The sequence below is a fragment of the Microbacterium sp. Root166 genome (genome assembly GCF_001427145.1).
Lineage (GTDB): Bacteria > Actinomycetota > Actinomycetes > Actinomycetales > Microbacteriaceae > Microbacterium.
This window is the reverse complement of record NZ_LMGL01000001.1, coordinates 1,649,800-1,673,128: the sequence shown is the minus strand read 5'-3', so window position 1 is coordinate 1,673,128 and position 23,329 is coordinate 1,649,800. Positions and strand designations below refer to the sequence as shown.

The following is a 23,329-nucleotide window of genomic DNA, read 5'->3' as shown; positions in this document are numbered from 1 at the left end:
TATGGCGAGCGCGAGCAAAAAGAAGCGAGCTCGCGGGCGGCTAATCGAGCGGGGCGCGCGAAACGACTTCACGAGCAACGTCGAGGACGCGCATCACGTCCACCACCTCTGAGTGCGGGTGGAGCGGCGATTCGAGCCGTCCTTCCGCGACGTACTGCGCGAGCGCCGTGGCCTGCAGACCAATCCCGCCGTCGTTACGAGCGAGCTCGGGCGTGCTGAACACCGCACGATCTCCGTCCCACGCCGCCCCACGGGTCACCGTCAGTTGAGTGGGTGTGAAGAACGGCGCTCCGATGGTGATCCCGCCCTCCGAGCCGCTAACCGATGCAATGGTCGGAAGCTGGGTCGTAATCGAGGTTGAGAGAAGGGCCCGGCCGCGCGGCGCCGCCAGCAAGATGTCCACCCGTGTGTCGACCCCACCCCGACCGCGGTCACCTGCCACTCGCACCAGGGTGGGTGATCCGAGAATCGACGAGGAGAAGGACACCGGGTAAATCCCGGCATCCAGAAGTGCACCCCCGCCGAGTTCGGGAGCCCATAGACGATTCGATGGGTCGTATTGGGAGACGAAGCCGAAGTCGGCCTGCACCTGGTGTACGTCGCCGATGATTCCATCCGCGATAACGCGTCGAATCACGTCGGCCTGTGGGAGGTAGCGGGTCCACATCGCCTCCATGACGAGCACCCCCGCCGCACGACCTGCGGAGGTGATCTCGTTCGCCTCAACGGCCGACATCGCTATCGGCTTCTCCACCAGCACGTGCTTTCCCGCCGCAATGGCGGCGAGCGCCTGCTCCTTGTGCAGCGGATGGGGCGATGCGATGTACACCACGTCCAGACCCGGATCGTTCACGAGCGCCTCGACAGACGAGTGCACCGTCTCGATTCCGAACTCGGCTGCGAAAGCGTGAGTCTTCGCTTGATCCCGCGCCGTCACCGCAACTACTCGCTGACGAGTCTGCTGCGCAACGGCGCGAACGAAGCTTCGGCCGATCCCCGTGCCGATCACTCCCCATCTGAACGACGGCCACTGATAGGGATCCGGGAGACGTGGAGCGGGGATGGTCAGCGACATTGACGGCCTTTGCTCAGGTGGGTGGGACGGCTTGGCGAGTGGTCTTCTTGTATCGCGGGCACGACCCATCGCGGTAATTGTTACATACGTACGAGATTTATTTCTGACACTTCGGCCACGTTACCGGGCCTGATCGGGTCGGGTCTACCGCGAATGCGGTACACCTGCTACATTTCCCCGCAGCGCCTCGCCGCGCTCGTCCGCACTCGAGGAAGAGTCAAGGAGGGCCCCTCTCACCGGCACCATTCACCGTCGAACTCGCGCCAAGAATCATTCCGTGCCAAACGCCTGTCGGCTGACGAAGGAGTCGCAGCAACGGCACGCTGCAAGAGACAGAGTCCCTATGAAAGCGTTCAGCAAGATCACACTTGCGTCTACAGTCGTCCTCGGACTGACCTTGTCCACTGCCGCTGCGTCCGCAGCCGAACCCGACACCGACACGGGAGCCACCATCAGAGAGCTCGCGCAAGAGGCCGGGATCCTGTTCGGGTCCGGGTCAGTCAAGGCCTCCAACTCCACCACCGACGACCGCCCGGCCAACTACTTCACCGACCCACGGTATGGGCAAACCCTGGCCGAACAGTTCAACAGCCTCTCGCCTGAGAACGAGTTCAAGTGGAATATGGTCCAGCCCGAGGAAGGCAACTTCGACTTCGAGGGCCTCGACCGGCTCGTCGCCTTCGCCGAGGAGAACGGGATGGAGGCCAAAGCCCACGCTGGGATCTCCCGGTCGTTCAATCCGGACTACCTTGTCGCGAAGACCGACCCGGCGGAGTTCCGTCAGGCCATAGTGGATCACTTCACGACAACCATGCAGCGATACACGGGCCGGATGGATCGCTGGGATGTTGTGACTGAGCCCTTCCCGACGTTCGGTGGGACCGGGCTCGAGCACAACCTGTTCTACGACCGCCTTGGCCCCGGATACGTCGCCGAGGCCTTCCGCATCGCGCACGAAGCAGACCCGACGGTGAAGCTGTTCATCAACGAGAATATGGTCGAGTTCGACCCGGTCAAGCGGCAGGAGCTCTACGACCTCGTCGAAGGACTGGTTACCGACGGAGTACCCATCGACGGCGTGGGGCTTCAGATGCACGAGACGCTCCAGGGACCCATCCCGGGCGTACTAACGAGCATCGTCAACGATTACACGGCACTCGGCCTCGAAGTGAGCATTACTGAACTGGACGTGCACACGTACGACCCGGCGCAGCAGGCGGAGATCTACGCCGACGTCGTCGCGGAGGCACTGGCCGCCGGAATTACCGACATCAGCGTGTGGGGCTTCACCGATAAGCACCTCTGGACTTGGTTGCCCGGCGCGAAGCCGACCATGTTCGACGAGGAGTTCAACCCCAAGCCTGCCTACTTCGCGGTTCGGGATGCGCTGCAGTCCTTCGTCGCAAATGACCACAAGCCCAGTAAGGCGACCCTGTCCAGCACGCGCGGGAACGGAGCGCACGACGGCGAGTACACGGTCACGATGCAACTCCGAAACGGAACGCCGGGGAGCTTCTACCGCCTCTACGAGAACGGCGTCCTCGTCGACGCCAAGCCGCTGAATGCGGTCAACGTGTCGTCGCAGTGGGTGGAGACTTCATTCAGCGGCAAGCCGAACGGCACGTACGAGTACAGCGCCGAGCTCGTCAACTCGGAAGGCGTGACGCAGACGACGAAGACCAAGGTGCAGGTCAAGAACGCGGCACCCGAGAGCACTGGCGGCTGATATGAGCGCACTTCGCGAACTGCCGTCACGATGGTGAACAGTCGACCGACTCGCAAACGCTCGTTAGTTGAAATCGACTGACCATCAGGGGCCCGCGCTGTTCGCCGCGGCGCGGGCCTCCCTCCAATGAACAACCCCACGCGGGTTCGGTGCGCGATCCGAGAACTGAAGTCGAGCCCCCGCATCGACCCCTCTTCTTCGACGTCCAAGTAATGAGTCCGCCGCCCGGCAGGACACTTCTCTCGGATCGCGCAGCACCACTGGCCACAGGCAGAACGATCGACGGCGCCTCCTCGCGCCAATGCGCGACGCATCACACACGGGGTTTCCGGCATCCCGTCGGCCACCACCAACCCGCGCCGACTCTTTCAGCCGGCGGAATGAAACCACCCCAGCAACGACCGACACCCAACACCCAGGGAGCAAAATGAAACGTGTAAACTCTCGTGGCTTCAGGGCCGCGAGCCTAACGACCGCCGCGGCGATGCTGGCGGCCTGTGTGATAGCAACGCCCGCCGGTGCACAACCGTCGACCGGCACCGCGGCACCAGTGATTGCAGACGCCTTCGCTAACCCCGAATCGGAGTACCTCCCATCGAATCGATACTGGGTGGCAGCCGGTAACGGTGATCCTGCCGACATCCGCAAGGACATCACTGACATGGCGGGCCAGGGAATCGGCCGCGCCACTTACAACGAGCTAGTTCTCGCGCAGGTCTACGACCGCTCCGCCCTTTTCGGCACTCCGAACTGGACGACGAACTTCACGACTGCTCTCGAAGCCGGTATTGAGAACGACCTCACCATCGACGCGCTCATCGCACCGGGCTGGTCCGCAGGAGTCGCGGCAAGCCCGGACAGCTCCGCGACCGCGAAAACCCTGGGGTTGGGACGGAGCGAGGTAATCGCGGCCGGCGGCAGCTTCTCCGGCCAGATTCCGTTGTCCGCTCTTGCCGCGGGCGTGAAGAAGCGCGACCTCCAGGCAGTGCTTGCCGTGCAATGCGCGACAACCTGTTCCGGCGACTCTCCGGTGCCCCTCGTCCGCGCGAGCGTCACCGATCTGACGAACGAGGTCACTAACGCCGGAGCCGACGGCAGCGCCACCGGACTCGAACTGAATTGGACTGCGCCGTCAACGCCTGGCGATGCCAACTGGCTCATCCTCGCGTTCTACAGCCAAGGCAGTGGACTCCGGCCCGTCGCGGGCATCGACGCTCTGCTCCGCAACACCTACCTCGCGGACCATTTCGGATCGGGGGGCGCAGAGGCACTCATCGCCGCGTGGGAGCCAATCCTCACGCCGAAGGTACGCGAGCTCCTTGCTCGCAACGCCGGCGCCATGTGGCTCGACTCGCTCGAACTGACCGAGGCCACCAACTGGACACCCAATCTGCTCGACGACTTCGAACAGCGTCGCGGATACAGCCTGATCAAGGGTCTCCCGGCCGTCGGATTCACAGAGTCCGCCGCGTTCACCTTCGACGATGGTTCCGCTGAGCGCATCCAGCACGACTGGCTCCGCACGATGAGCGAAAACTTCATTGCTCATCACATCGACCCCCTGGACAGATGGGCCGACTCGCTCGGCATGGACCTCCGGTACCAGACGTACTCCAGCCACGGTCCCGTCGCGATGATTGCCGACGACGCCTGGCGAGCCCTGGACATTCCCGAGGCGGAAACGATTGACTCTCGTGCTGTCGCGGCGGCGGCGGCGCTGAGCGGCGCAGATGTCGTTCCCACCGAATGCTGCGCGTTCCTCGGCCCAGACGGCGAAAATTCCTGGCGCGCCCTGTGGCCTGACATGCTCTACCGTCTGAATCAGTCACTCTCAACAGGCTCGACCCTCATCGAGTACCACGGATTCCCGCAGAGCAACGGCCACCGCGGCCTCAACTTCGTCTTCGGCGGGCCGAACGCGTGGCCAGGGTGGAACCCGTTCGTCCCTGTGACGGGCATCGGCGAGACATGGGACACCCGACAGCCCTCGTGGGACGACCAGTTGTCGGTCAACGAGTACCTGGGCAGGAGTCAGTTCGTGCTACGCCAGGGCCAGCTCAAGAGCGACTTCCTGGCGTACACGGAGGGCTCGAGCGGGATGTTTGCCAGCCCGCTGGACAACTCCACGATCTCCGGCGCCGGGTACACCTGGGGCTACGTGTCGCCGGCAGGGCTCGCTGACATCGACCTCGGTGGTGGACGAATCGCGCCGGACGGACCCGCGTACAAGGCGTTCGTGGTGAACGGCGAACCTCGCATGTCAGTTGCTAGCGCGAAGAAGATCCTCAAGCTGGCGAAGGCGGGAATCCCGGTGTTCATTGTCGGTGAGGCGCCGAAACGCGCAATCGATACCCGAGAGGGCCTGAACGAGGACGCCGCCCTCGCTGAGGTCATCTCGACACTGCTAGCCCGGAGGAACGTCACGACGGTAAGAACCGCCGCAGACCTCCCGGCCGCGTTCCGGACGGCCGGCGTCTCGCCCGACGCAGCAGTGGAAGGTCCATCGCATCTGCAGATCATCCAGCGTCGCGACGCCAAGACCACCTACTACTGGATCTTCAATGCATCACAATCCACCGTTGAGACCTCGGTGACGCTTACCGGGAAGGGACGCCCGTACGTCATGGACGCCTGGTCGGGAGCAATCGAGCCGCCGCCGGTGTACCAGACGAACCGAGCGGGAGTGACCGTGCCTGTGCGCCTCAGCGGCGGGGAGACGACCGCCATCGCGGTGACCACCGACGACACCGCCTTCGGACACGAGCAGAGCGACCACTTGGTGACGGCGACCGGGGACGTGGTTGTTCGGGACGGTGTCGCTTACGCACGTTCTTCGAGCGCGGCCACCATCACGGGCACGACCAATGGCGGATACGCGGTACGAGCAGACGTGGGAGATGTGCCCGGCAGCCAAACTCTTGACTCGTGGAATCTCCAAGTCGAGTCGTGGGGGAAGCCTGCAGAGGGACTGGTCACGAAGAAAACCCAACTGGATTCCATGGCGGTACATGCCGGCGCCAACGGCGCGCTACCTGGCTGGGACGAGCTTCCTGGATTGGGCACCGTGTCGGGATTGGGCACGTATACGACGACGGTCGCTTTGGGTGACCAGTGGGGTGACCGGCACGGAGCTTACCTAGACCTCGGGAGAAACCCTCACACCTACCGTTTGACGGTGAACGGACATGTCGTCGAGGGCGCCAGCCAGATCAATCCGACCCGGATCGACATCGGCGAATACCTCAAGAGCGGTGAGAACACGATTGTTGTGCGGGTGTCGACCACCATGCGAAACGCCGTGCTCGCGCAGGCCCCGACACAGGCTGGCGGCGTGTTGAAGGGCACGCAGGTCTACGGGCTCACCGGCCCCGTGCGGCTACTTCCCTACGGCGAATCCGCCCTTGAGCCGACTCTCGAGGTTACGGGTGAGGTCAGCGTCGGCGCCCCTGGGGGAAAGGTGCATCTCAGCGTGTCGGTCACCAACAGGAGTGCTGTGCGCGCTGACATCACGGTCTCGACAGATTTCGGACGCAAAACCGTTCGCAACGTTCTACCTGGGAAGACTGTGCGCACGTCCGTGAATACGAAGCTGAGTTCGATCCCTTCAGGTGAGGCAAAGATTACGGCGACAAGTAATGTCGACGGGATCTCGGCCACCGGCGAGACCACGGTCACGTACGAGCCGTTCCCGCCCGCTCGATAGGACCGAGGAGCGGGGTGGGGCGTGAGCCCCACCCCGCTTGGCCCCAGATATCGTTTAGCACCCTCCGGGGTTTGACGCGCGTCAATTGTTGTGATTGCCTTGAATTGCCGACGGACGATGAAGTGCGGCGATTCACCTCTCGAGGCGCAACGGAAGGGCCACGACTAATGACCGCATCTCCAATCACTCATGCGCGGTTTATCGCGGCGGATCGCCCGTCTTCCGAAGGTGACCCTGCTCCCTACTTCCGCCGAACATTCACAGTCGAGCCGGGCCTGCGTTCCGCGACGCTCCGAGCCACCGCACTCGGCATCGTCGAAACATTCGTAAACGGTCATCGCGTCGGTGACGACGTTCTCGCTCCGGGGTGGACCTCGTACCGCCACCGCATCGGGGTCAGCGAACACGACGTCACCAACGAAATCGTCGAGGGCCCGAACGTCTTGGGCGCCGTCGTTGCCGAAGGGTGGGCCGCGGGCCGAATCGGCTTCGAACACAAACGCCATCACTACACCGACCGGCCCGCGTTGTATCTGGAACTCACTCTCACCTACGACGACCGCACTGAGATCATCGCCACCGACGAGACGTTCCGTGTCGCCGACGGCGCAGTCCGCGCCGCAAGCATCTACGACGGCGAAACCTACGATGCCTGTCAGGAGCCGGTCGGCTGGCACACGCCCGACTTCGACGACTCAGGCTGGCGAACGGCCACCCCCCAGGATGTCGATCTCGCCGTTCTCACTGGCGACGGACCACCCCCCATTCGCCGTACCCAGGAATTGCCTGTCGCCGCCGTGACCACCTCCCCCTCGGGTCGAACCGTCGTGGACTTCGGTCAGGTCATCACTGGATGGGTCCGCATTACGGTCACCGGCGCCGCCGGGCAAACCGTGACGCTGCGGCACGCTGAGCTGCTCACATCGGACGGCGAGCCGGAATACGAGACGCTGCGCACGGCCAAGGCAACCGACGTCTACACCCTCCGAGGCGGACAGCCGGAGACATGGGAGCCGGCGTTCACGTTCCACGGCTTCCGCTACGTCGAGGTCGAGGGATGGCCGGGCGATCTCGACCCTGAAGACCTCACCGCCATCGTCGTTCATAGCGACATGGAGCGCACCGGGTGGCTTGAGACATCGGACCCACTCCTTTCCCGGCTGCACGAAAACGTGGTCTGGTCCATGCGAGGCAACTTCGTCGGCGTCCCCACCGACTGCCCCCAACGCGACGAGCGGCTTGGCTGGACCGGCGACCTGCACGCCTTCGCACCGACGGCAGCGTTCCTCTACGACGTGCGCGCCATGCTCGGCTCATGGCTGAAGGACGTGGCCGCGGAACAGCGAGAGAAGGGATACGTGCCCTGGTACGTACCCGACGTTTCCGGGACCCCGTCGGCTCCCACTGCCTTGTGGAGCGATGTGATCGTAGGCCTACCGTGGACACTCTACTGGGAGTACGGCGACGTGGACATCCTCCGCCAGAACTGGCCTGCGATGACCGCCTTCCTCGACCAGGTCGAAAGCCTGCTGGATGGGACCGGCTTGTGGGGCTCCGGCTTCCAGTTCGGCGACTGGCTCGACCCCGACGCTCCCGCCGAGGACGCCAGTGGCGGCAAGACTGACAGGCATCTGGTTGCCACAGCCTGTCTTGTCCGGACCGCCCGGCAGATGGAGGACAGCGCCCGCGCACTCGGTCTCTCGGATGAGGCTTCCCGCTATGCCGCCTTGGGCGAGCGAGTGGCAAGCGCGTTCCGGAACGAGTACGTCGCACCCTCCGGCCGGCTCGTCAGCGACTCTGCCACTGCATATTCGCTCGCAATCTGCTACGACCTCCTCGACCCGGCCCAGCGCGAGCGCGCCGGCGCCCGCCTCGCTCACCTCGTAGCCAAGAGCGGGTACACCGTGTCGACCGGCTTTGTCGGCACCCCGTTGGTCGCGCATGCGCTTTCTCAGACCGGACACGTTGACACCGCATATCTCCTGCTCACCGAGCAGGAGTGCCCGTCATTCCTGTACCCCGTCACGCAGGGCGCCACGACAATTTGGGAGCGGTGGGACGCCGTCCGGCCCGATGGCTCCCTCAACTCCACTGGAATGACCTCACTGAATCACTACGCTCTCGGCTCCATCGCGGAATGGATGCACCGCGTCATCGGAGGACTGGAAGCGCTCGAGCCCGGCTACCGGCGGATCCGCATCGCACCGCAGCCTGGAGCAGACCTCACCTCCGCTCAACTCGTGCACGACACCACACTCGGCCGCATCGAGATCTCCTGGCAAGTCACAGGCGGCCAAGCCACGGTAACCGTGACCGTCCCCGCAGGCTCGTCCGCCGAAGTGGTACTTCCCGGCCACCCGGATGCTGCGCGACCGGAGGTCGAAGCGGGTACTCATTCGTGGGCGTACGAGGTGGCCGTCAGCGAGCGAGCTCCGTACACCTTTGACACGCCGCTAGGCACCCTCGCTGAGGACCGCGCCGCGTGGCGCTCACTCACGCGCGTCTTCAAGAAGCACCTGCCATTCCCCATCGATGCGTCCGGCCCGGAGGCGGCACACGTCACACTCGCCATGATGCTACCTGCTATCCCTCACAGCACGCCCGAACTGGAGCGCGACCTCCAAGACGCGCTGGCGAGCCTGTGACGAACACATCTGCCGGGAGAGTCTTCTGCAACCCGCTCGATATCGCGTACCGCTACCAGGACTTCGCGCGCGGTCCGTTGCGCGCCGTCTTCCGGGAGGCAGCAGACCCATCCGTGGTCCGCTTCGGCGACCGTTTTTTTATGTTCGCATCGATGAGTGGCGGCTACTGGCACTCCACGGACCTGACGCAGTGGGAGTTCGAGGCGGCTCCAGACCTCCCGGCGGGCGACTACGCCCCCGACGTGCGGGAGGTCGACGGCGCACTGGTCGTCACCGCATCTCGCCGAAAGCCGGGCAGCCCCATCTTCCGTTCACGGGACCCGCTCACGGAAGGATTCCAGCGCGTCGGAGAAAGCACATTCGCATGGTGGGATCCGAACCTCTTTCAGGACAGCGACGGCCGAAAGTACCTCTACTGGGGTTGCTCCAACGTCGAGCCACTTCGAGGAGTCGAAGTTGAGGGCAGCTCCCTGAATCCGGTTGGTGATGCAATCGACGTGCTGTCGGGGCAGCCGGAAGACCATGGTTGGGAGCGCAACGGCGAGGACAATCAGATGGACCCACCTCGCACACTGCGTGAGCGGTTTAGTGCTCGAGTGTTCGGCACACACAGCACCTCGCCGTACCTCGAGGGCGCGTGGATGACAAAGTGGGGTGACACCTACTACATGCAGTACGCCGGACCGGGTACCGAATACAACGTCTACGCGGACGGGTATTACACCGCTCCATCGCCCCTCGGCCCGTTCGCTGCTTCACCTCACAGCCCGTTCTCCTCCAAGCCCGGCGGATTTATCACTGGCGCGGGCCACGGAAGCACCTTCCAGGACGCTTACGGCAACTGGTGGCACGCAGCCACCATGCGCATCTCCGTCAACCACCGTTTCGAGCGTCGCCTCGGCATCTTCCCCGCCGGCTTCGACGACGAAGGGGTTCTCTTCTGCAATCAGACCTTCGGCGACTACCCCACACTCGTGCCCGAAGGTCCTGTGGATCCATGGACGGGGACCAGCACAGGGTGGATGCTGCAGTCCTACCGTGCACGCGCCTCGGCAACCTCAGCGGCTCCTGGTCACGCGCCAGAACTTGCAGCAGATGAGGACGTCCGAACCTGCTGGGTCGCGAACAGTGCCGACCCGGGCGAGAGCCTTACACTCGACCTCCGCGATGCCAGGGACGTTTACGCGGTCCAGGTCAACGTTGCAGACCACCAGCTCGCGCGGCACAAGCCCCGGCGTCCCCGCCGTGACCCCGACGAACAGCCGGTGGCGCTCAGAGCGGTACACCCGCAAGACCACCCAGTCCGGTACCTGCTGGAGGGTTCGCGCGACGGGTCCCAGTGGCAAGTCCTCCACGACGGCCGGACAGACATGTCTGACCGCCCGCACCGGCTTGTACAGCTGCCAGAAGGTGCGATGCTGCGATTCATTCGCGTCACTGGCGTGTCCGTCCCGTGGGGCGCACCGTTCGCCCTGAGCGGCGTGCGAGTGTTCGGCTACCACGATGTGCCGGCGCCGGAGCCAGTCACCGCGCAGGCCGTGCGCACAAGCCCGCTCGACGCGGCAGTGTCCTGGTCTGCGAGCGTCGGCGCTGACGGCTACAACGTGCGCTACGGCCGCTCCGAGGACCGGCTGTATCACTGCTGGCAGGTGCTCGGCGCTACGAATCTCAGCCTGACGGCGCTGAACGCGGGGCACGCCTACTGGATCGCGGTCGACAGCTTCGGTCCCGGCGGTGTGACCACCGGTGAACCTGTGCTCGTGGACGCTCAGTGAGCGCGGCGACCAGGAGCTTCCTCAGTGTGCGGCCGACGTCGCGCTTGGCCGCACACGAGGTCGCCTAGTTCGGGGACTGATCACGCGACGCGGCGATGACGTTGACCCACGCGTGCGCTGGTTCAAGTCCTTCCGCGGTGGCAGTCACCACGATCTTTCCCTCACCGGTCGGGCGAACGACGAGTAGCGCGCGGCCGTCATACGTCGTGTGGACGTCGGCGTCGTAACGTTCCTCGGTCCGAGGACGCGCACTGCCGAATGCTTGGAGCACACCTGCGCCCTGCACCGCCACCGTTACAGGACGGTCGGCGCTCGTTTCGACGAGCCCGTTCTCATCAGTGAGTTCCACGGTGAGGAAGACAAGGTCGCCGTCGGAATCACGGATCTCCCGGCGATCCGGAGTAAGCGCGAGCACCGTCGATCCGCTTGTCGAAGCGAGCGTGGTCCGCCCAGACTCCTTGCCACCGCGATAGGCAATGGCCGTGAGGATGCCTCGCTTGTACTTCGTGTCAAAGTCCGCGACAAGCGCCATCCGCTCTCCGACGCTGACGCGACCCAGCGGCTCCCCTTCGAGCAGCAGCTCCACCTCGTCGGCGTCGGCGTATACCTCGACGCGAATCGGTGTCTCCTCCATAACGTCCCATGACCAGCTGCTGATGGCCTCCGTCCAACTCCACGGTCCGCGCTTGGATTCCCTGCCATAGAGTTCCGGTCGCTCCACGGCGATGTACGGCTCTGACCGCCGCCCGTAAGCGAGTTCGCGATAGTAGGACTGGGGGCGACGGAAGCCGATGAGGTCCAGATCGCCGCACCAGGCCGAGATCCAGGGGTAGGGTCCTTCGAAACCGGCGTATTCATCGGGATAGATGACTCGACCTATTCCCACCTCGCCGAGATAGTCGTATCCGGTCCACGTGAAGTCACCGAGAAGTCGAGGGCTCTTTTCGATCCTCTTCCAGTTGGCGGCGATCTTCGTGGGGAAGGTCTCAGTACTGACGATGATTCGGTTGGGGAAGCGCGTCTTGTCCAGCTCGTATCGCGACTCGCTGTAGTTCATCCCCGCGACGTCCAGCACGCCGAACGATTCGGCCGTGCGCGCAGTGACGAGGTCGGTTGAGTACCAGTTCTCCTGCAGCTCCCCGGCCTCGGCCATCAGCGCGTTGATGTCTTCTGGCCGGTCCTGCACGGCTTCATCGATTTCTCGGAGAGCGGCCGCTAGGTCTCTCAGCGTGGAGACCAGGCCGTTGCCGCCCCCAGTGATGAACCGCGTGGGATCCAGTTCGCGCAGCTTCTCTGCGATCCGGCGACCCAGGCGGGAGCCAAGGGGGTCGCCTGTCTCGAAGATCTCATTGCCGACGGAGTAGAAGATTACCGAGGGGTGGTTGAAGTCACGCGCCACCATCGCCGTGATGTCCCGCTCCCACCATTCAGTGAACCGAAGCGTGTAATCCTGGGGCGACTTCAGCTCGGTCCACACGTCAAACGCTTCGTCCATCACGAGCATGCCCAGCCTGTCGCACGCCGCGAGGACGGTAGAGCTAAGTGGGTTATGCGCGGAGCGGATCGCGTTGAATCCGGCTTCCTTGAGTTGTTCGATCCGCCGTTCGTCCGCGCGAGCGAATGCGGCTGCCCCGAGGATGCCGTTGTCGGAGTGGATGCAGGCCCCCCGCAGCTTGACGACCTCGCCGTTGATGCGAAGGCCGTGGCGCGGATCGAGCCTCAGCGACCGTATGCCGAACGGAATGGCCTGCTCCTCATGGGTCGATGAACCGCGGAGGCTGACCCGCGCCGTATAGAGGTACGGCGTATAGGTCCGCCATAGCAGCGGGTCTCGCACGTAGAGACGAAGTCGGGCCGTCTCGGTCTCCTGTGGCACTGTTGTCACCGGGACGAGCCCCTGCGCGACGACACGGCCACTGGGGTCTAGAAGTGCGACTTCGAGATCTGTTGTGGAGACGTACGCGCTCAGATTGCGCACGTCTACCGCGACCTCGGTAACGGCCCGCTCGTCGTCGATGTCCGGAGTGGTGATGCGCACGCCATTGGGAGCGATGTGCACAGGGTCTGTGACGAACAGCCGAGTGTGACGGTAGATGCCTGCACCGGTGTACCAGCGGGAGTCCTGGCACGAGCGGGCCTCCACGCGTACGGTGTTCTCCCTCCCGAAGTGCAGGTACGGCGCGAACTCCACTGTGAATGCGGAGTAGCCGTACGGTCGCTGCGCCACGGCCGCATCGTTGATGAACACGACCGCGTCTCGGTAGACACCGTCGAACTCGATGCCGACTCGCTTGCCCTCCCAGTGTTCGGGAACGAAGAAGGTCTTGGAGTACTCGAACACGCCGCCGGGGAAGTATGCCTGCTCCGCTGCGTTTTCGGGAGAGCGCGGAAGCGAAATGACCGCGTCGTGGGGCAGCCGCACTTGCTGGCCATCGGGACGTCCGGCGATCTGGGCGAAGAGGCTGACCTTGGGCCGGAGTTCCCAGCCGGAGTCAAATGATGTGACGTACGCCTGGGAGGTAGGCGATGTCGCCGCCGCCGATGAGGCGTGGGTGGTGCTCGTCATATCTTCTCCGATTCGAGTCTCCATGTCTGACGTCTCTTCGGCGAGAGTCAGCGGGTAAGGAAAAATGTAGCAACCGTTCTAGTTTCACGGAAGGCGCTGCTCGCGTGATTACGCCTGCTGCCCTGAACGCCAAGACCGATGAGATCATCCGCGACTTCGTCGCAGACGGCGGCGACTTTCGCGAATGGACCCCCAGGTACTCCATCGCGCCGACCCAGATCGTCCCGATCGTGCGGGAACGCGCCCACCCGGACACGGGAGAGTTTCGCCGGCAGCTCGACGCGGCGGTGTGGAACTTCCATCCGTCGTTCATGAAGGACTCCAAGCGGCCGAACTTCAACACCCGCATCGAGACCGCCGCGACCAGCGGGCTCTGGAAAGGCGCGTTCGCGTCCTCGCGGGCGTTGTTCCCGATGCGCGGGTACTTCGAGTGGACCGGAACCGCCGGCAACAAGCAGCCGCACTTCTTGCACTCGAAGGACGGCGGGCTGCTCGCGGCCGCGGGGATCTACACCGCCCGGAAGGTCGAGGACGACTGGGAAGTGTCCGCGTCGATCATCACTCGACCGGCGCGGGATGCCTCGGGGGAGATCCACGACCGGATGCCGGTGTTCCTCGAGGCGGACGTATGGGACGAATACCTATCGCCGGACAAGCTGGACGACGCCGGCAAACAAGACATGGTGCAGCTTCTCACCGTCGAATCCGACCGGGTGGCCGCGATGATCACCAGCTACGACGTCGACCGCAAAGTCAACAACACCCGAACCGCCGACCCCACGGACCCGACTCTCATCGAACCACTGGGGTGAATTCGCGCGCCCGCCGGAACGGGACCGCGATAGTCCAACAGTGGTGACGACGAGGCTGGCACCGCGGGCCCTAGAGTGAGCGCATGACCACGGCGGCAACCGGTGCGACGCCCAGCCGTCTGTTGCAATCCGCACACGTGGACTTCACCGACAACGGTCGCCGAGCACGTTACGGTGCTGCATACCTTCGTGCATTGTGCGCTCACGCTGGCGCCTCGTTCACCGAAACGAACGTTGACGAAGACATCATGGCCATCGACGGCACTGTCGACTTCGCGCGGATGCCTGTACGGGTGCAGATCAAGTGCACATCAAAATTCAGCGTCCGTGGAAGCAAGTTCACGTTGCCGCTGGAGCCGGGATGGACGAAGAAGTGGACGGCCAGCGACACGCCAGTCTTCGTCGTCGTAGTCAAGGTGCCCAGCGACATTCCGGGGTGGCTGGACTATGACGTTGCATTCACTCGCCACAACGCCGTCGCCTTCGGGAGACGCTTCGATGTCACGACGGACACCACATCCATGATGTTCACGAGCTCGGATCGCCTGACCGGGGAATCCATTTACGAGTGGCGCGATCTGGCCTACGACATCGCGGACGGGGTAGTGACGTGAGCCCCCGTAGCCACCGCCCGCACTTCGGCAACGCACCTTCTCACGCTGTCGCGGACATCACCGCTGAGCTCTTACGGCGGGAATGGATCCAAGCACGGACGAGCGATCGCGCAGCTCTATGGACGCTCCCCGGTACTTCGAGCGAGCTATACGTGCCGCACAGTCTTCGCCGAGACACTCTGGAGTGGGATGGAGTGCTGGAACGCATCGCCGCTCCCGCGAAGGAAAACCCCCGCGATATCGAGCGGGCGATCGAGCACAAGAACTATGACTTCATGCGGTTCCGCGTGAATGCCTCCGGCGATTCCATCCCGCTCGAGTCCGCGGCCACCGTTATCAACAGCGCATTCGGGATGATCCGCGCCGCTGCCACCGCCGCACGACGCCCAACCCAGACCATCAAGAACTACGTGAAGGCCGGCGACGAGATCGCGGCGCAAGCGCGACTTGGCCACACTGAAGTGGGAAGTTTCGTGTTCCCCGTCCTGCTGCACATCAACGAGCCGGAACCGCCCGAAGAGGCCACACTCGAAGGCGTCGACCAGATCATCCCGGAGTCGGACGAGCGTCGCGTTACTCGGACGCTTGCGCAGGCGCTGGACGCGTTCGAACGTCAAGTAGTCGACCCCGGAACTGCGCCGACGCCCCGCTCCCTCCTCCCCGTTGTCTACGCAGGTGGCACGAAGGAACTGCTCAGCAAGGTCGCCACCGCTCTAGCGGAACCGGACATCTCCTTCTTCGAGACGAGCTTCATCTGGGCCGGCGCCGAACCCGCTAGCAAAACTCTGCCTCGTTCCGTGGCGATACCGGCCGAGGCGCGAGAGCTCCTCACTGACGCAGCGCGGGTCCTGGGGAGGTCGAACCAAGATCCGCTCCGGGTGCTGGTCGGTCCGATCATTCGTATCGAGTACATCAAGGGTGAAGTGTTCGGCGAGATCGTCATTCAGGCCCCCGGGCCGAGCGGCGGTCGCAAGAGCCGCGTAGAGATGCGAGTGCGCGCCGACCAGCTAGGAGTGCTCCACGAGTGGATGCATGGTGGTACGACGGTTGTAGTTCAAGGCAAGGTGCAGACGCGCCCGGGTCGGTACGCGTTCCTGGAAGGTATCGCTGAACCGCAGCCGCTGTCGGCCACGCTGGAGGGCGTCCAGACCTAATCCGCGTGGTTTGTACGCAAACGAAGGTTTACAGTCGAGAGGCGGCGGAACGTCAGCCGTAGGTTCGTGATGTGTTCAGCTCCGTGCGCGCCCGGACGAGCAGCAGGTACGCCGAAGCTCGTTGAAGCTGGTCGCTGATCGGGCACACACCGGCTCGGGCTTCGTCGCCGGTTCTGAACGCCTCAAATCGAGTCGGCTGAGCTCACATCCCAGGTGGCAGGCTCAGGGTGAGGCAATTCACTGCTCCCCAGGAGCGAGAATCCGCGAGAGGAAATCGACCTTCAGCCGGTTGTAGTCTGTGGTGAATTTCGACGGCGACACCATGAATGCGTGGCCGAGGGCGACTTCGGTGCGCGGATAAACGTTCAGGATGTTGCTCACTCCGAGCTGGTTGAGCTTATTGTGCAAGTCTCCTGCCTGGTCCGGGAACGTGCCTGTATTGCCGTCTGAGATGAACGTTGGGGGGTAGTTGCTGGTGACGTTGCCGAGGATGTCAGCCTCTCTAAGGAACCTGGCCGAGCGTCCGAGGTAGGCCCGTCGGGCAAGTCCGAACAAGAGGTTCGTCACCATCTTGCGCGTCTGGGTTTTGCCGGCGCGGCTGGTGTCGATAACGGCACTGTCGAGTACAACCGCTTTGAGGTTGCCGTTCATGACCGGCTCGATACCGACGCGCTCAGAATAGATCGGGTCGGACTCGATCAGGGCGAACTGCCCCACGATCTGTCCTCCTGCTGACGCTCCGCCGATGACAACTTGGTCCATGTTCAATCCGTAGTCGGACGCGTGGTCTTGCAGGAACGCGATCGCCTGGGAGAGCTGGATGACAGGTACGGGATACTTGAACTCCGGGGCGAGTGCGTAATCGATGGAGACGAGATTATAGCCAGCGTCGATGATCGGGTCGCGGACCACTCCGAACCCTCCGTCTCCCTGCGCTGCGGGATCGGGGCTGATCTTGTCGCCGAGGACGAACCCTCCGCCGTGTACGTAGATGAATGTGGGGCGCTTGGTGATCAAGTCGTTGCCGAGCACGTAGATGTCTAGGTAGCTGTTCGGGTACCGGGTGCCATATTGGATGTCACTGATTCGTAGCGTGCCGCCGTCCGCGACCGATCTTGTCGGTTCGGCGACCGGTCGGTAGGAGTTGCTGAACCTGGAGTTTTTCTGCATTGCCGACAGGATTGCGTCAGCGACAAATGACTTCTTGGGGGTTGGACGGGGCTCGGGATTCTTCATGTGTACACCTGAACGTCTTTGTGATGTGGGTGGTTCGCAGCGGCTCTGCCGGGAACCAATGATGGATCTCGCGATGTCACGCGGTCTGGCGGTCGATGACGCTGAGGGCGCCGGCGTGGAACGCCGGTGGGGCTACTTCGGGCGTCTGGATGAGATGGGTGAGGTGGTGAGCAAGGGCGTGAGCCGCTCCGGAGAGATCCATCGCGATGGTGCTGAGCGGCGGCACGGAGAGCGCGGCCAGCGGAATGTCGTCAACACCAATGATCGCCAGGTCCGCAGGCACAGCAACTGATCGCGCCCGCGCAGCTGCCAGCAGCGCGAGCGCGAGAACATCGCCGAACACGGCAACGGCCGAAGCAGGCGCTGCGCCGTCTGTGAGTTGGATCACGGCATCTCGCGCGGATTCGGGCGTGTAGCCGAGTCTCACAATCCGGGGCTCCGGCAGCCCGAGCTTTTCGCACGCGTCACGAGCACCAGCGATTCGCTGATCGGTCACTAGGTCTTCGCTCGCCTCGTCGGAGGCCGCATATGCGATCTGACGATGACCCAGCGCTGCCAGGTGGCGCATCTGCAGAGCACCGATCTCGTGCTGATCGATAATCTGTTCGTCTCCCGGGAGTAGCAGTCCGTCGACGACGGGGGTTCCTGCGTCCCGCAATCTTCTGGCGTCTTCGGTCCCTAGTTTGTCGAGCCCGACGACGGCGCACGGCTCGAGGTATTTCCAGAGGTCAGCGGCAACGTCCAGTCCGGCGGCGGGGTGAACGAACACGCACGCGTAGCCGGCATTTGCGAGAGCCCCGCTGAGCGCGCGCTTGAAGACCTCAACCGCTTCCGAGGGCCGCATGTCGGGGACGATGCACGTCACGACGTTGCTGCGCCCAGACTTCAGGGTTCGGCCCGACGCCGATGGCACGTAGCCCAACTCCTTGGCAGTGCGAAGAACCAGACCTCGAGTGTGGTCGGTGATGCGGTTGAGATGCCGGCCGTTCATGACAAAGCTCACCGTCGCCTGGGAAACACCCGCGGCCTCTGCCACGTCTCTTGAAGTCACCCTTGCCATCCGAACACCTTCCGACTGTGTGGAGTTGCGCTTCGCAACTACTATCGCTACAGTAGCGTTGTTTATACGAATAAGCAACTGTTTATACGTACAAACACCGGACGCAGCATTGCTTCTTAAACCCGCATGTCACACGCACCTCAAGGAAGAGAAGGACGATGAAGTCATATTTGGAAACTGCCCCCGCCCGCACCGCATCGGGCCTCATCGGCCCTCGGCTGGGGAGGGCCACTCTGGTTGGTGCCGTCGGCGCCGTCGCCGTGCTCGCGCTAGCGGGATGCTCCACCTCGTCGGGCCAGGCAGATGAGTCCTCGTCACCCGAGGGGTTGCAGAGCATCTACATGGCGAACCCGCTGCCGTCGTATGCGGACTGGGCGAAGTTCGATGAGTGCTTCACGGCCCACGCGAAAGAGCTCGGAATCAAGGGAGACACCTCCGGCCCCACCACATTGGTCCCTGACAACGCGTTCACCGTGGACCGAATCTCTCAGGCCATCACGCAGGGCTATGACGCCATTGTGATGGTGCCCATCGAGCCGGCACAGTTCAACCCGCTGATGCAGCGCGCGAAGGACGCCGGCATCATCATCGGCACGGTGAACACAGGGGATGCCACTGAGCTTCAAGACTTCGCGGTGGGAACCGACTACCCGGCGTACGGCAAGCAGGTCGCCGAAGAGATCGGGAAGCTGGACGGCGAGCAGAACGTCTTGCTGCTGACCAACGGCCCGGGCGGTGTCGGAGACGTGATCCTCGACTCGTTGAAGGCCAACGCCCCGGAGAACGTCACCATTGTGGATACCGTGTTCGACGGCGGAGACGCCTCGCAGTCCGCCGACGTCGTCTCGCGCGGGCTCACCGCCCATCCCGAGACCACCATCGTGTATTCGTGGGAAGGGACCGCGGTTGCGGGTATCACCACGGCGATCAAAGAGAAAGACGCCGTGGGCAAGGTTTTCGGCGTGGTCAACGACCTGACGGATCAGAGCATCGCCGGCATCCGTGAAGGCACCCTCTACGGTGCCAGCAAGCAGAACTTCTGCGGCATGGCGACCCAGGCCATCGACTACGCCGTAGCCGTCAGTAAGGGCGAGGACGTTCCCGCGCTCACCGACACCGGCACCACGTTCGTCACCGAGGAGAACCTCGACGCCGAACTCGACGACAAGTAGTTCCTCGCCATGGAGAACACAACAACGGCCACCCCCGCGCTACAGCTCCGAAGCATCACCAAGTCGTTCGGTCACGTCACCGCCTTGCAGGACGTGGCACTGGATGCCTACCCGGGGGAGATCCTCGCCGTCGTCGGTGACAACGGCGCCGGCAAGTCGAGCCTGATCCGCACGATCAGCGGAATCTACCGACCCGACGCCGGACACCTGACGGTCGACGGAGAGGTACGCCATTTCCACACCGCCGCCGACGCCCGCGAAGCCGGAATCGCGACTGTGTACCAGGATCTCGCCCTCGTGGAGGTCCTGGACGTGGCGACGAACATGTTTCTGGGGCAGATCCCTCGCCGAGGCTTTTTCGCTGACCGCGCCCGGATGGAGCGGGAGTCGCGCGAGTTCCTTAACGAACTCAAAGTGACTGTCTCATCCGTGCGTACTCAAATCGGGATGCTCTCGGGCGGTCAACGACAGATCATCGCAATCGCCCGAGCCATGCGCACCGGTGGCCACATCGCCCTGCTTGACGAGCCGACCGCCGCGCTCGGTGTCCGCGAAACTGCTCAAGCGGCCGAGATGATCAGCACTCTTCGCGATCGCGGAAACGCGGTCATCATCGTCAGCCACGACATGAGCCTCGTCCTGGAACTCGCCGACCGCATCCAGGTGATGCGACTCGGACGTGTCGCGGGAGTGCGGAAGCGCTCGGAGACGACGCGGGAAGAAATCATCGCACTCATCACAGGAGCTACCCAATGACCTCCACCGTAAAACCCCCGCACACCGTTGACAGAAGGGAACGAAGCATCGACTGGGGCCGTTACACCCAACTCCTCGGGCTGGTCGCGGTCATCCTCCTCCTGTCGGTCATTTTTCAACTCGCCAACCCGGCCTTCCTCACCGTAGGAAACATCCTCGAGGTCCTCAGGTCGGCGACACTGTATTTCATCGTCGCGTGCCCGGTCACGCTGATCATCGTCGCGGGCGGGCTAGACCTGTCGGTCGGAGCGGTCTACGCGCTCGGCGCCGTGAGCGGCGGGCTGCTGATGCTCGCAGGAGTGCCGTGGCCGCTGGCGCTCCTTGCCGGGGTCCTCGTCGGTGCAGGCACTGGGTTCGTCACCGGCGCGATGTCGGTGTTCCTCGGGATCCCGTCGCTGATCGCTTCCCTTGCCACCTTCTTCGTCGCCAGCGGGGTAGCCGTAGTGCTCACCAGCGGACGAGACGTGTTCGGGTTCCCGGAGGCGTTCACCGCCATCGGAAGTGGCTCCCTGTTAGGTGTCCCCAATCTCATCTACATCGCCGTCGCCATCGGAATCGTGTTCCATCTGCTGCTTGAACGTACCCCGTTCGGCTATAACGTCCGAGCGACCGGCGGTAACAGAGCCGCGGCGATGGCCAACGGCATCCGGGTGAAGCGCGTGGACCTCATCCTGTTCGCCACCAGCGGCGGCATTGCCGCCCTGGCCGGGCTTCTGGGCGCCTCACGCATCTTCGCCGCGTCACCGCTCGCCGGCGGAAACGCCCTCACCTTCCAAGTCCTCACCGCCATCATCATCGGCGGCACCAGCCTGTTCGGGGGCATTGGCACGATCACTGGCAGCGCCCTCGGCGCACTGCTGTTCGGCGTCATCAACAATGGTCTCGCGACCAGCGGAGTAAACCCGCTATATCAGAACATCTTCATCGGAATCATCCTGGCCGTCGCAGTGGCGGTCGATCAGTTCCGCCGTGCTCGACGATTCAAGGCCGGCCGCAGCTAGGCGCTCCGAGACCCTCACCGCTCACCCGGGTCGATCATCGCCAAACGTTCGACCCGGGTGATGCCACCCCTTCCTGGGTGTCGCTCACGCAGCCACGTCCACATCATCCCCCGACCGACAATTGACCAGTATCACCTGACGCAACGGAGCCTCTCTTGCCCATCGATCCCGTCGTCGCGAACCTGCTCACTCAACTTCCGCCGCCCGCTCTCATCGATGATCCGGTCGTGCGGATGCAGACCGAGAAGGCGACTTTGAACAGCATCGCGGCGCAGCTCGCCGAACCCTATCCGGAGGTGGCGAACCGCAAGCTGGTCGAGATCCCGGTGGAGCACGGCACGATTGAACTGCGCATCTACACCCCCCCCACTCCTGGTCCGCGCGCCGCGTACGTGTTCTTCTTCGGCGGCGGATTCCGCGGCGGGTCCATCCACTACGACCTCAACGACGGAACTTGCCGCGAACGCTGCGTCGGGGCCGACACCGTCGTGGTCGCGGTCGGGTATCGCCTCGCCCCAGAGTTCCCTTTTCCCACCGCCCTGAATGATGGCTACACGGCAGTGCAGTGGGTTGCCGAGCATGCTGACGAACTCGGCGTCGACCCAGAACGCCTGATCATCGGCGGTCAATCCTCCGGCGGCAACATCGCCGCCAGTGTCTGCCTCATGGCCCGGGATCAGTCCGGTCCCCGGATCGCACTGCAGCTGCTCGAAGTTGCTGCCCTGGACCTCACCTGGAAAACACAACTCCACGAGTACGACTACGGATACATCCTCGAAGCCCCGGAGATCGACCAGATCACCCGCGACCTATTCACCGACCCCGCCGACGCGAAAAGTCCCTACGTGTCACCCGCGTTGGCTGAGGATCTGTCGCACCTTCCCCGGGCGGTGATCCTCACGTCGGAGTTCGACCTCACCCGCGGCAGCTGCGAGCTGTACGCGCGTCGCCTGGAAGAGGCAGGGGTCTCCGTCACTTACACGATGGCTGACGGTCAGATCCACGCGAGCCCCATGATGACGAAAGTGGTGGGCGCTGCTCGAGTGTGGCGCGAGACCGTCATCACGGCGCTACGTTCCGTCTCCACTATCTCAACGACGAAGTAAAGAAAACGCCATGCCATCGATCACCGTCGCCAACGGCACCACCCTCTTCTACGACACTCTCGGACCCGACGCAGGGATGCCGCTCGTTCTCATTGAGGGTCTCACCGCGCAGATGATCAAGTGGCGGCCGGAGTTTTGTCAGCTCCTCGTCGACCAAGGGTTTTTCGTCATTCGGGTGGACAACAGAGACGTCGGCCTTTCCCAGAAATTCGACAATCGAAACTACACGGTCGCGGACATGGCCGAAGATATCGCTGGCCTCATCCAAGCGCTCAACGTCGCCCCAGCTCATGTGGTCGGCCAGTCAATGGGCGGGATGATCGCCCAGGAACTCGCCATCCGTCACCGTGACCTGGTCGCCTCGCTGACCCTGTTCTATACGAGCGCCTCACTGCAGTGGTTGCTCCCACCGGCTTACGACCGCGAGATCCTGCAAGACCACGCGACCCTGTCGAGGGAGCAGGCGGTTGTGGAATTCTTGGCTGGAGAGGAGGCATGTCGCTCGGCGGCCTACCCGCAGGACACGAACTGGCTGCAGCGACTGGCTGAGATGTCATTTGACCGCGATCCGGTAAAGGGGGGAAACGTCCGGCAGGCCCGAGCGGTCATGACCGCGGACGATCGGTTCGAGGCTGTCGCATCGATCACCGCCCCCACGACGATTCTCACCGGTGAGGCGGATCTTCTCATCGACCACCACGCTTCCGACGAACTTCATCGGCAGATCAAAGGATCACGGCTGCGAAAGTTCCGGGGACTGGGACATGAAATAGCGGAACCCCTGTGGCCGGATTTCGTCCACGAGATTGTACAGACGGCCCGACGTGCATCGCCCAGCGCCTGAAGCGAGAGCTGCCATGAGTGGTCCAAGGCCAGGCCCTGGGTAGAGCCGAAGGGCCGCCTGCTCTCCGCACCTCCTTCCGAAGAG

General features: G+C 63.6%; 16 protein-coding genes. 12 read left to right on the top strand and 4 right to left on the bottom strand.

The annotated features are described in order from the left end of the window. Positions 1-40: 40 nt before the first annotated feature. Positions 41-1,075 carry a Gfo/Idh/MocA family protein gene (locus ASD56_RS07545; RefSeq protein WP_055963208.1) on the bottom strand — a complete coding sequence of 345 codons (1,035 nt, stop codon included), beginning with the start codon at positions 1,073-1,075 and terminating at the stop codon, positions 41-43. A gap of 343 nt (positions 1,076-1,418) precedes the next feature. Between ASD56_RS07545 and ASD56_RS07540 the strand changes: the two genes are divergently transcribed. The 4 genes from ASD56_RS07540 to ASD56_RS16005 all read left to right on the top strand — a co-directional run bounded on the left by ASD56_RS07540 (position 1,419) and on the right by ASD56_RS16005 (position 10,924). Then, positions 1,419-2,801 carry an endo-1,4-beta-xylanase gene (locus ASD56_RS07540; RefSeq protein ID WP_055963205.1) on the top strand — a complete coding sequence of 461 codons (1,383 nt, stop codon included), beginning with the start codon at positions 1,419-1,421 and terminating at the stop codon, positions 2,799-2,801. Positions 2,802-3,228: 427 nt separating this feature from the next. Then, entirely contained in the window at positions 3,229-6,504 is a 3,276-nt protein-coding gene (locus ASD56_RS07535) for a glycosyl hydrolase (RefSeq protein ID WP_162249510.1), read from the top strand. Positions 6,505-6,671: 167 nt separating this feature from the next. Further along, entirely contained in the window at positions 6,672-9,149 is a 2,478-nt protein-coding gene (locus tag ASD56_RS07530) for a glycoside hydrolase family 78 protein (RefSeq protein ID WP_055963199.1), read from the top strand. Next, positions 9,146-10,924, top strand: a complete 1,779-nt coding sequence (locus ASD56_RS16005; protein WP_082541310.1) for a family 43 glycosylhydrolase — start codon at positions 9,146-9,148, stop codon at positions 10,922-10,924. Before ASD56_RS07530 ends, ASD56_RS16005 begins: the two co-directional genes overlap by 4 nt. A gap of 64 nt (positions 10,925-10,988) precedes the next feature. Here ASD56_RS16005 and ASD56_RS07515 read toward each other — a convergent pair whose 3' ends face one another. Then, positions 10,989-13,490, bottom strand: a complete 2,502-nt coding sequence (locus ASD56_RS07515) for a glycoside hydrolase family 2 protein (protein ID WP_055963190.1) — start codon at positions 13,488-13,490, stop codon at positions 10,989-10,991. 104 nt (positions 13,491-13,594) lie between these two features. On the opposite strand from ASD56_RS07515, the gene ASD56_RS07510 reads away from it, so the two are divergent. The 3 genes from ASD56_RS07510 to ASD56_RS07500 all read left to right on the top strand — a co-directional run bounded on the left by ASD56_RS07510 (position 13,595) and on the right by ASD56_RS07500 (position 16,070). Then, a complete protein-coding gene (locus tag ASD56_RS07510) occupies positions 13,595-14,302 on the top strand; it encodes an SOS response-associated peptidase (RefSeq protein WP_055963187.1) in 708 nt (235 codons plus the stop codon). A gap of 83 nt (positions 14,303-14,385) precedes the next feature. Then, entirely contained in the window at positions 14,386-14,916 is a 531-nt protein-coding gene (locus ASD56_RS07505; protein ID WP_082541309.1) for a DUF4365 domain-containing protein, read from the top strand. A 194-nt stretch (positions 14,917-15,110) separates the two neighbouring features. Continuing rightward, on the top strand, positions 15,111-16,070 hold the full coding sequence (locus ASD56_RS07500; protein WP_055963182.1) for a hypothetical protein: 960 nt from the start codon (positions 15,111-15,113) through the stop codon (positions 16,068-16,070). Positions 16,071-16,307: 237 nt separating this feature from the next. Here the strand turns inward: ASD56_RS07500 and ASD56_RS07495 are convergent, their stop codons facing one another. Then, complete coding sequence (locus tag ASD56_RS07495) at positions 16,308-17,306, bottom strand: alpha/beta hydrolase (protein ID WP_082541308.1); 999 nt, start codon at positions 17,304-17,306, stop codon at positions 16,308-16,310. Between the two features lie 76 nt (positions 17,307-17,382). Next, positions 17,383-18,342, bottom strand: a complete 960-nt coding sequence (locus tag ASD56_RS07490) for a LacI family DNA-binding transcriptional regulator (protein WP_055963176.1) — start codon at positions 18,340-18,342, stop codon at positions 17,383-17,385. A 365-nt stretch (positions 18,343-18,707) separates the two neighbouring features. Between ASD56_RS07490 and ASD56_RS07485 the strand changes: the two genes are divergently transcribed. From ASD56_RS07485 to ASD56_RS07465, 5 genes are all read left to right on the top strand, one after another. Continuing rightward, on the top strand, positions 18,708-19,538 hold the full coding sequence (locus tag ASD56_RS07485) for a sugar ABC transporter substrate-binding protein (RefSeq protein WP_162249509.1): 831 nt from the start codon (positions 18,708-18,710) through the stop codon (positions 19,536-19,538). Between the two features lie 9 nt (positions 19,539-19,547). Continuing rightward, on the top strand, positions 19,548-20,294 hold the full coding sequence (locus ASD56_RS07480) for an ATP-binding cassette domain-containing protein (protein WP_055963170.1): 747 nt from the start codon (positions 19,548-19,550) through the stop codon (positions 20,292-20,294). Next, positions 20,291-21,295, top strand: a complete 1,005-nt coding sequence (locus ASD56_RS07475; protein ID WP_055963167.1) for an ABC transporter permease — start codon at positions 20,291-20,293, stop codon at positions 21,293-21,295. The genes ASD56_RS07480 and ASD56_RS07475 overlap by 4 nt, the downstream gene beginning before the upstream one ends. 155 nt (positions 21,296-21,450) lie before the next feature. Next, positions 21,451-22,401 carry an alpha/beta hydrolase gene (locus ASD56_RS07470; RefSeq protein WP_055963164.1) on the top strand — a complete coding sequence of 317 codons (951 nt, stop codon included), beginning with the start codon at positions 21,451-21,453 and terminating at the stop codon, positions 22,399-22,401. 10 nt (positions 22,402-22,411) lie between these two features. Continuing rightward, positions 22,412-23,245 carry an alpha/beta fold hydrolase gene (locus ASD56_RS07465; RefSeq protein WP_055963161.1) on the top strand — a complete coding sequence of 278 codons (834 nt, stop codon included), beginning with the start codon at positions 22,412-22,414 and terminating at the stop codon, positions 23,243-23,245. Positions 23,246-23,329: the final 84 nt, after the last annotated feature.

Excerpts from the sequence above, each read along its gene's own strand:
- ASD56_RS07485 (WP_162249509.1), top strand. The coding sequence starts at position 18,708 with ATGGCGAACCCGCTGCCGTCGTATGCGGACTGGGCGAAGTTCGATGAG.
- ASD56_RS07465 (WP_055963161.1), top strand. The coding sequence starts at position 22,412 with ATGCCATCGATCACCGTCGCCAACGGCACCACCCTCTTCTACGACACT.
- ASD56_RS07495 (WP_082541308.1), bottom strand. The coding sequence starts at position 17,306 with ATGAAGAATCCCGAGCCCCGTCCAACCCCCAAGAAGTCATTTGTCGCT.
- ASD56_RS07505 (WP_082541309.1), top strand. The coding sequence starts at position 14,386 with ATGACCACGGCGGCAACCGGTGCGACGCCCAGCCGTCTGTTGCAATCC.
- ASD56_RS07535 (WP_162249510.1), top strand. The coding sequence starts at position 3,229 with ATGAAACGTGTAAACTCTCGTGGCTTCAGGGCCGCGAGCCTAACGACC.
- ASD56_RS07515 (WP_055963190.1), bottom strand. The coding sequence starts at position 13,490 with ATGACGAGCACCACCCACGCCTCATCGGCGGCGGCGACATCGCCTACC.
- ASD56_RS07475 (WP_055963167.1), top strand. The coding sequence starts at position 20,291 with ATGACCTCCACCGTAAAACCCCCGCACACCGTTGACAGAAGGGAACGA.
- ASD56_RS07530 (WP_055963199.1), top strand. The coding sequence starts at position 6,672 with ATGACCGCATCTCCAATCACTCATGCGCGGTTTATCGCGGCGGATCGC.
- ASD56_RS07545 (WP_055963208.1), bottom strand. The coding sequence starts at position 1,075 with ATGTCGCTGACCATCCCCGCTCCACGTCTCCCGGATCCCTATCAGTGG.
- ASD56_RS07540 (WP_055963205.1), top strand. The coding sequence starts at position 1,419 with ATGAAAGCGTTCAGCAAGATCACACTTGCGTCTACAGTCGTCCTCGGA.
- ASD56_RS07480 (WP_055963170.1), top strand. The coding sequence starts at position 19,548 with ATGGAGAACACAACAACGGCCACCCCCGCGCTACAGCTCCGAAGCATC.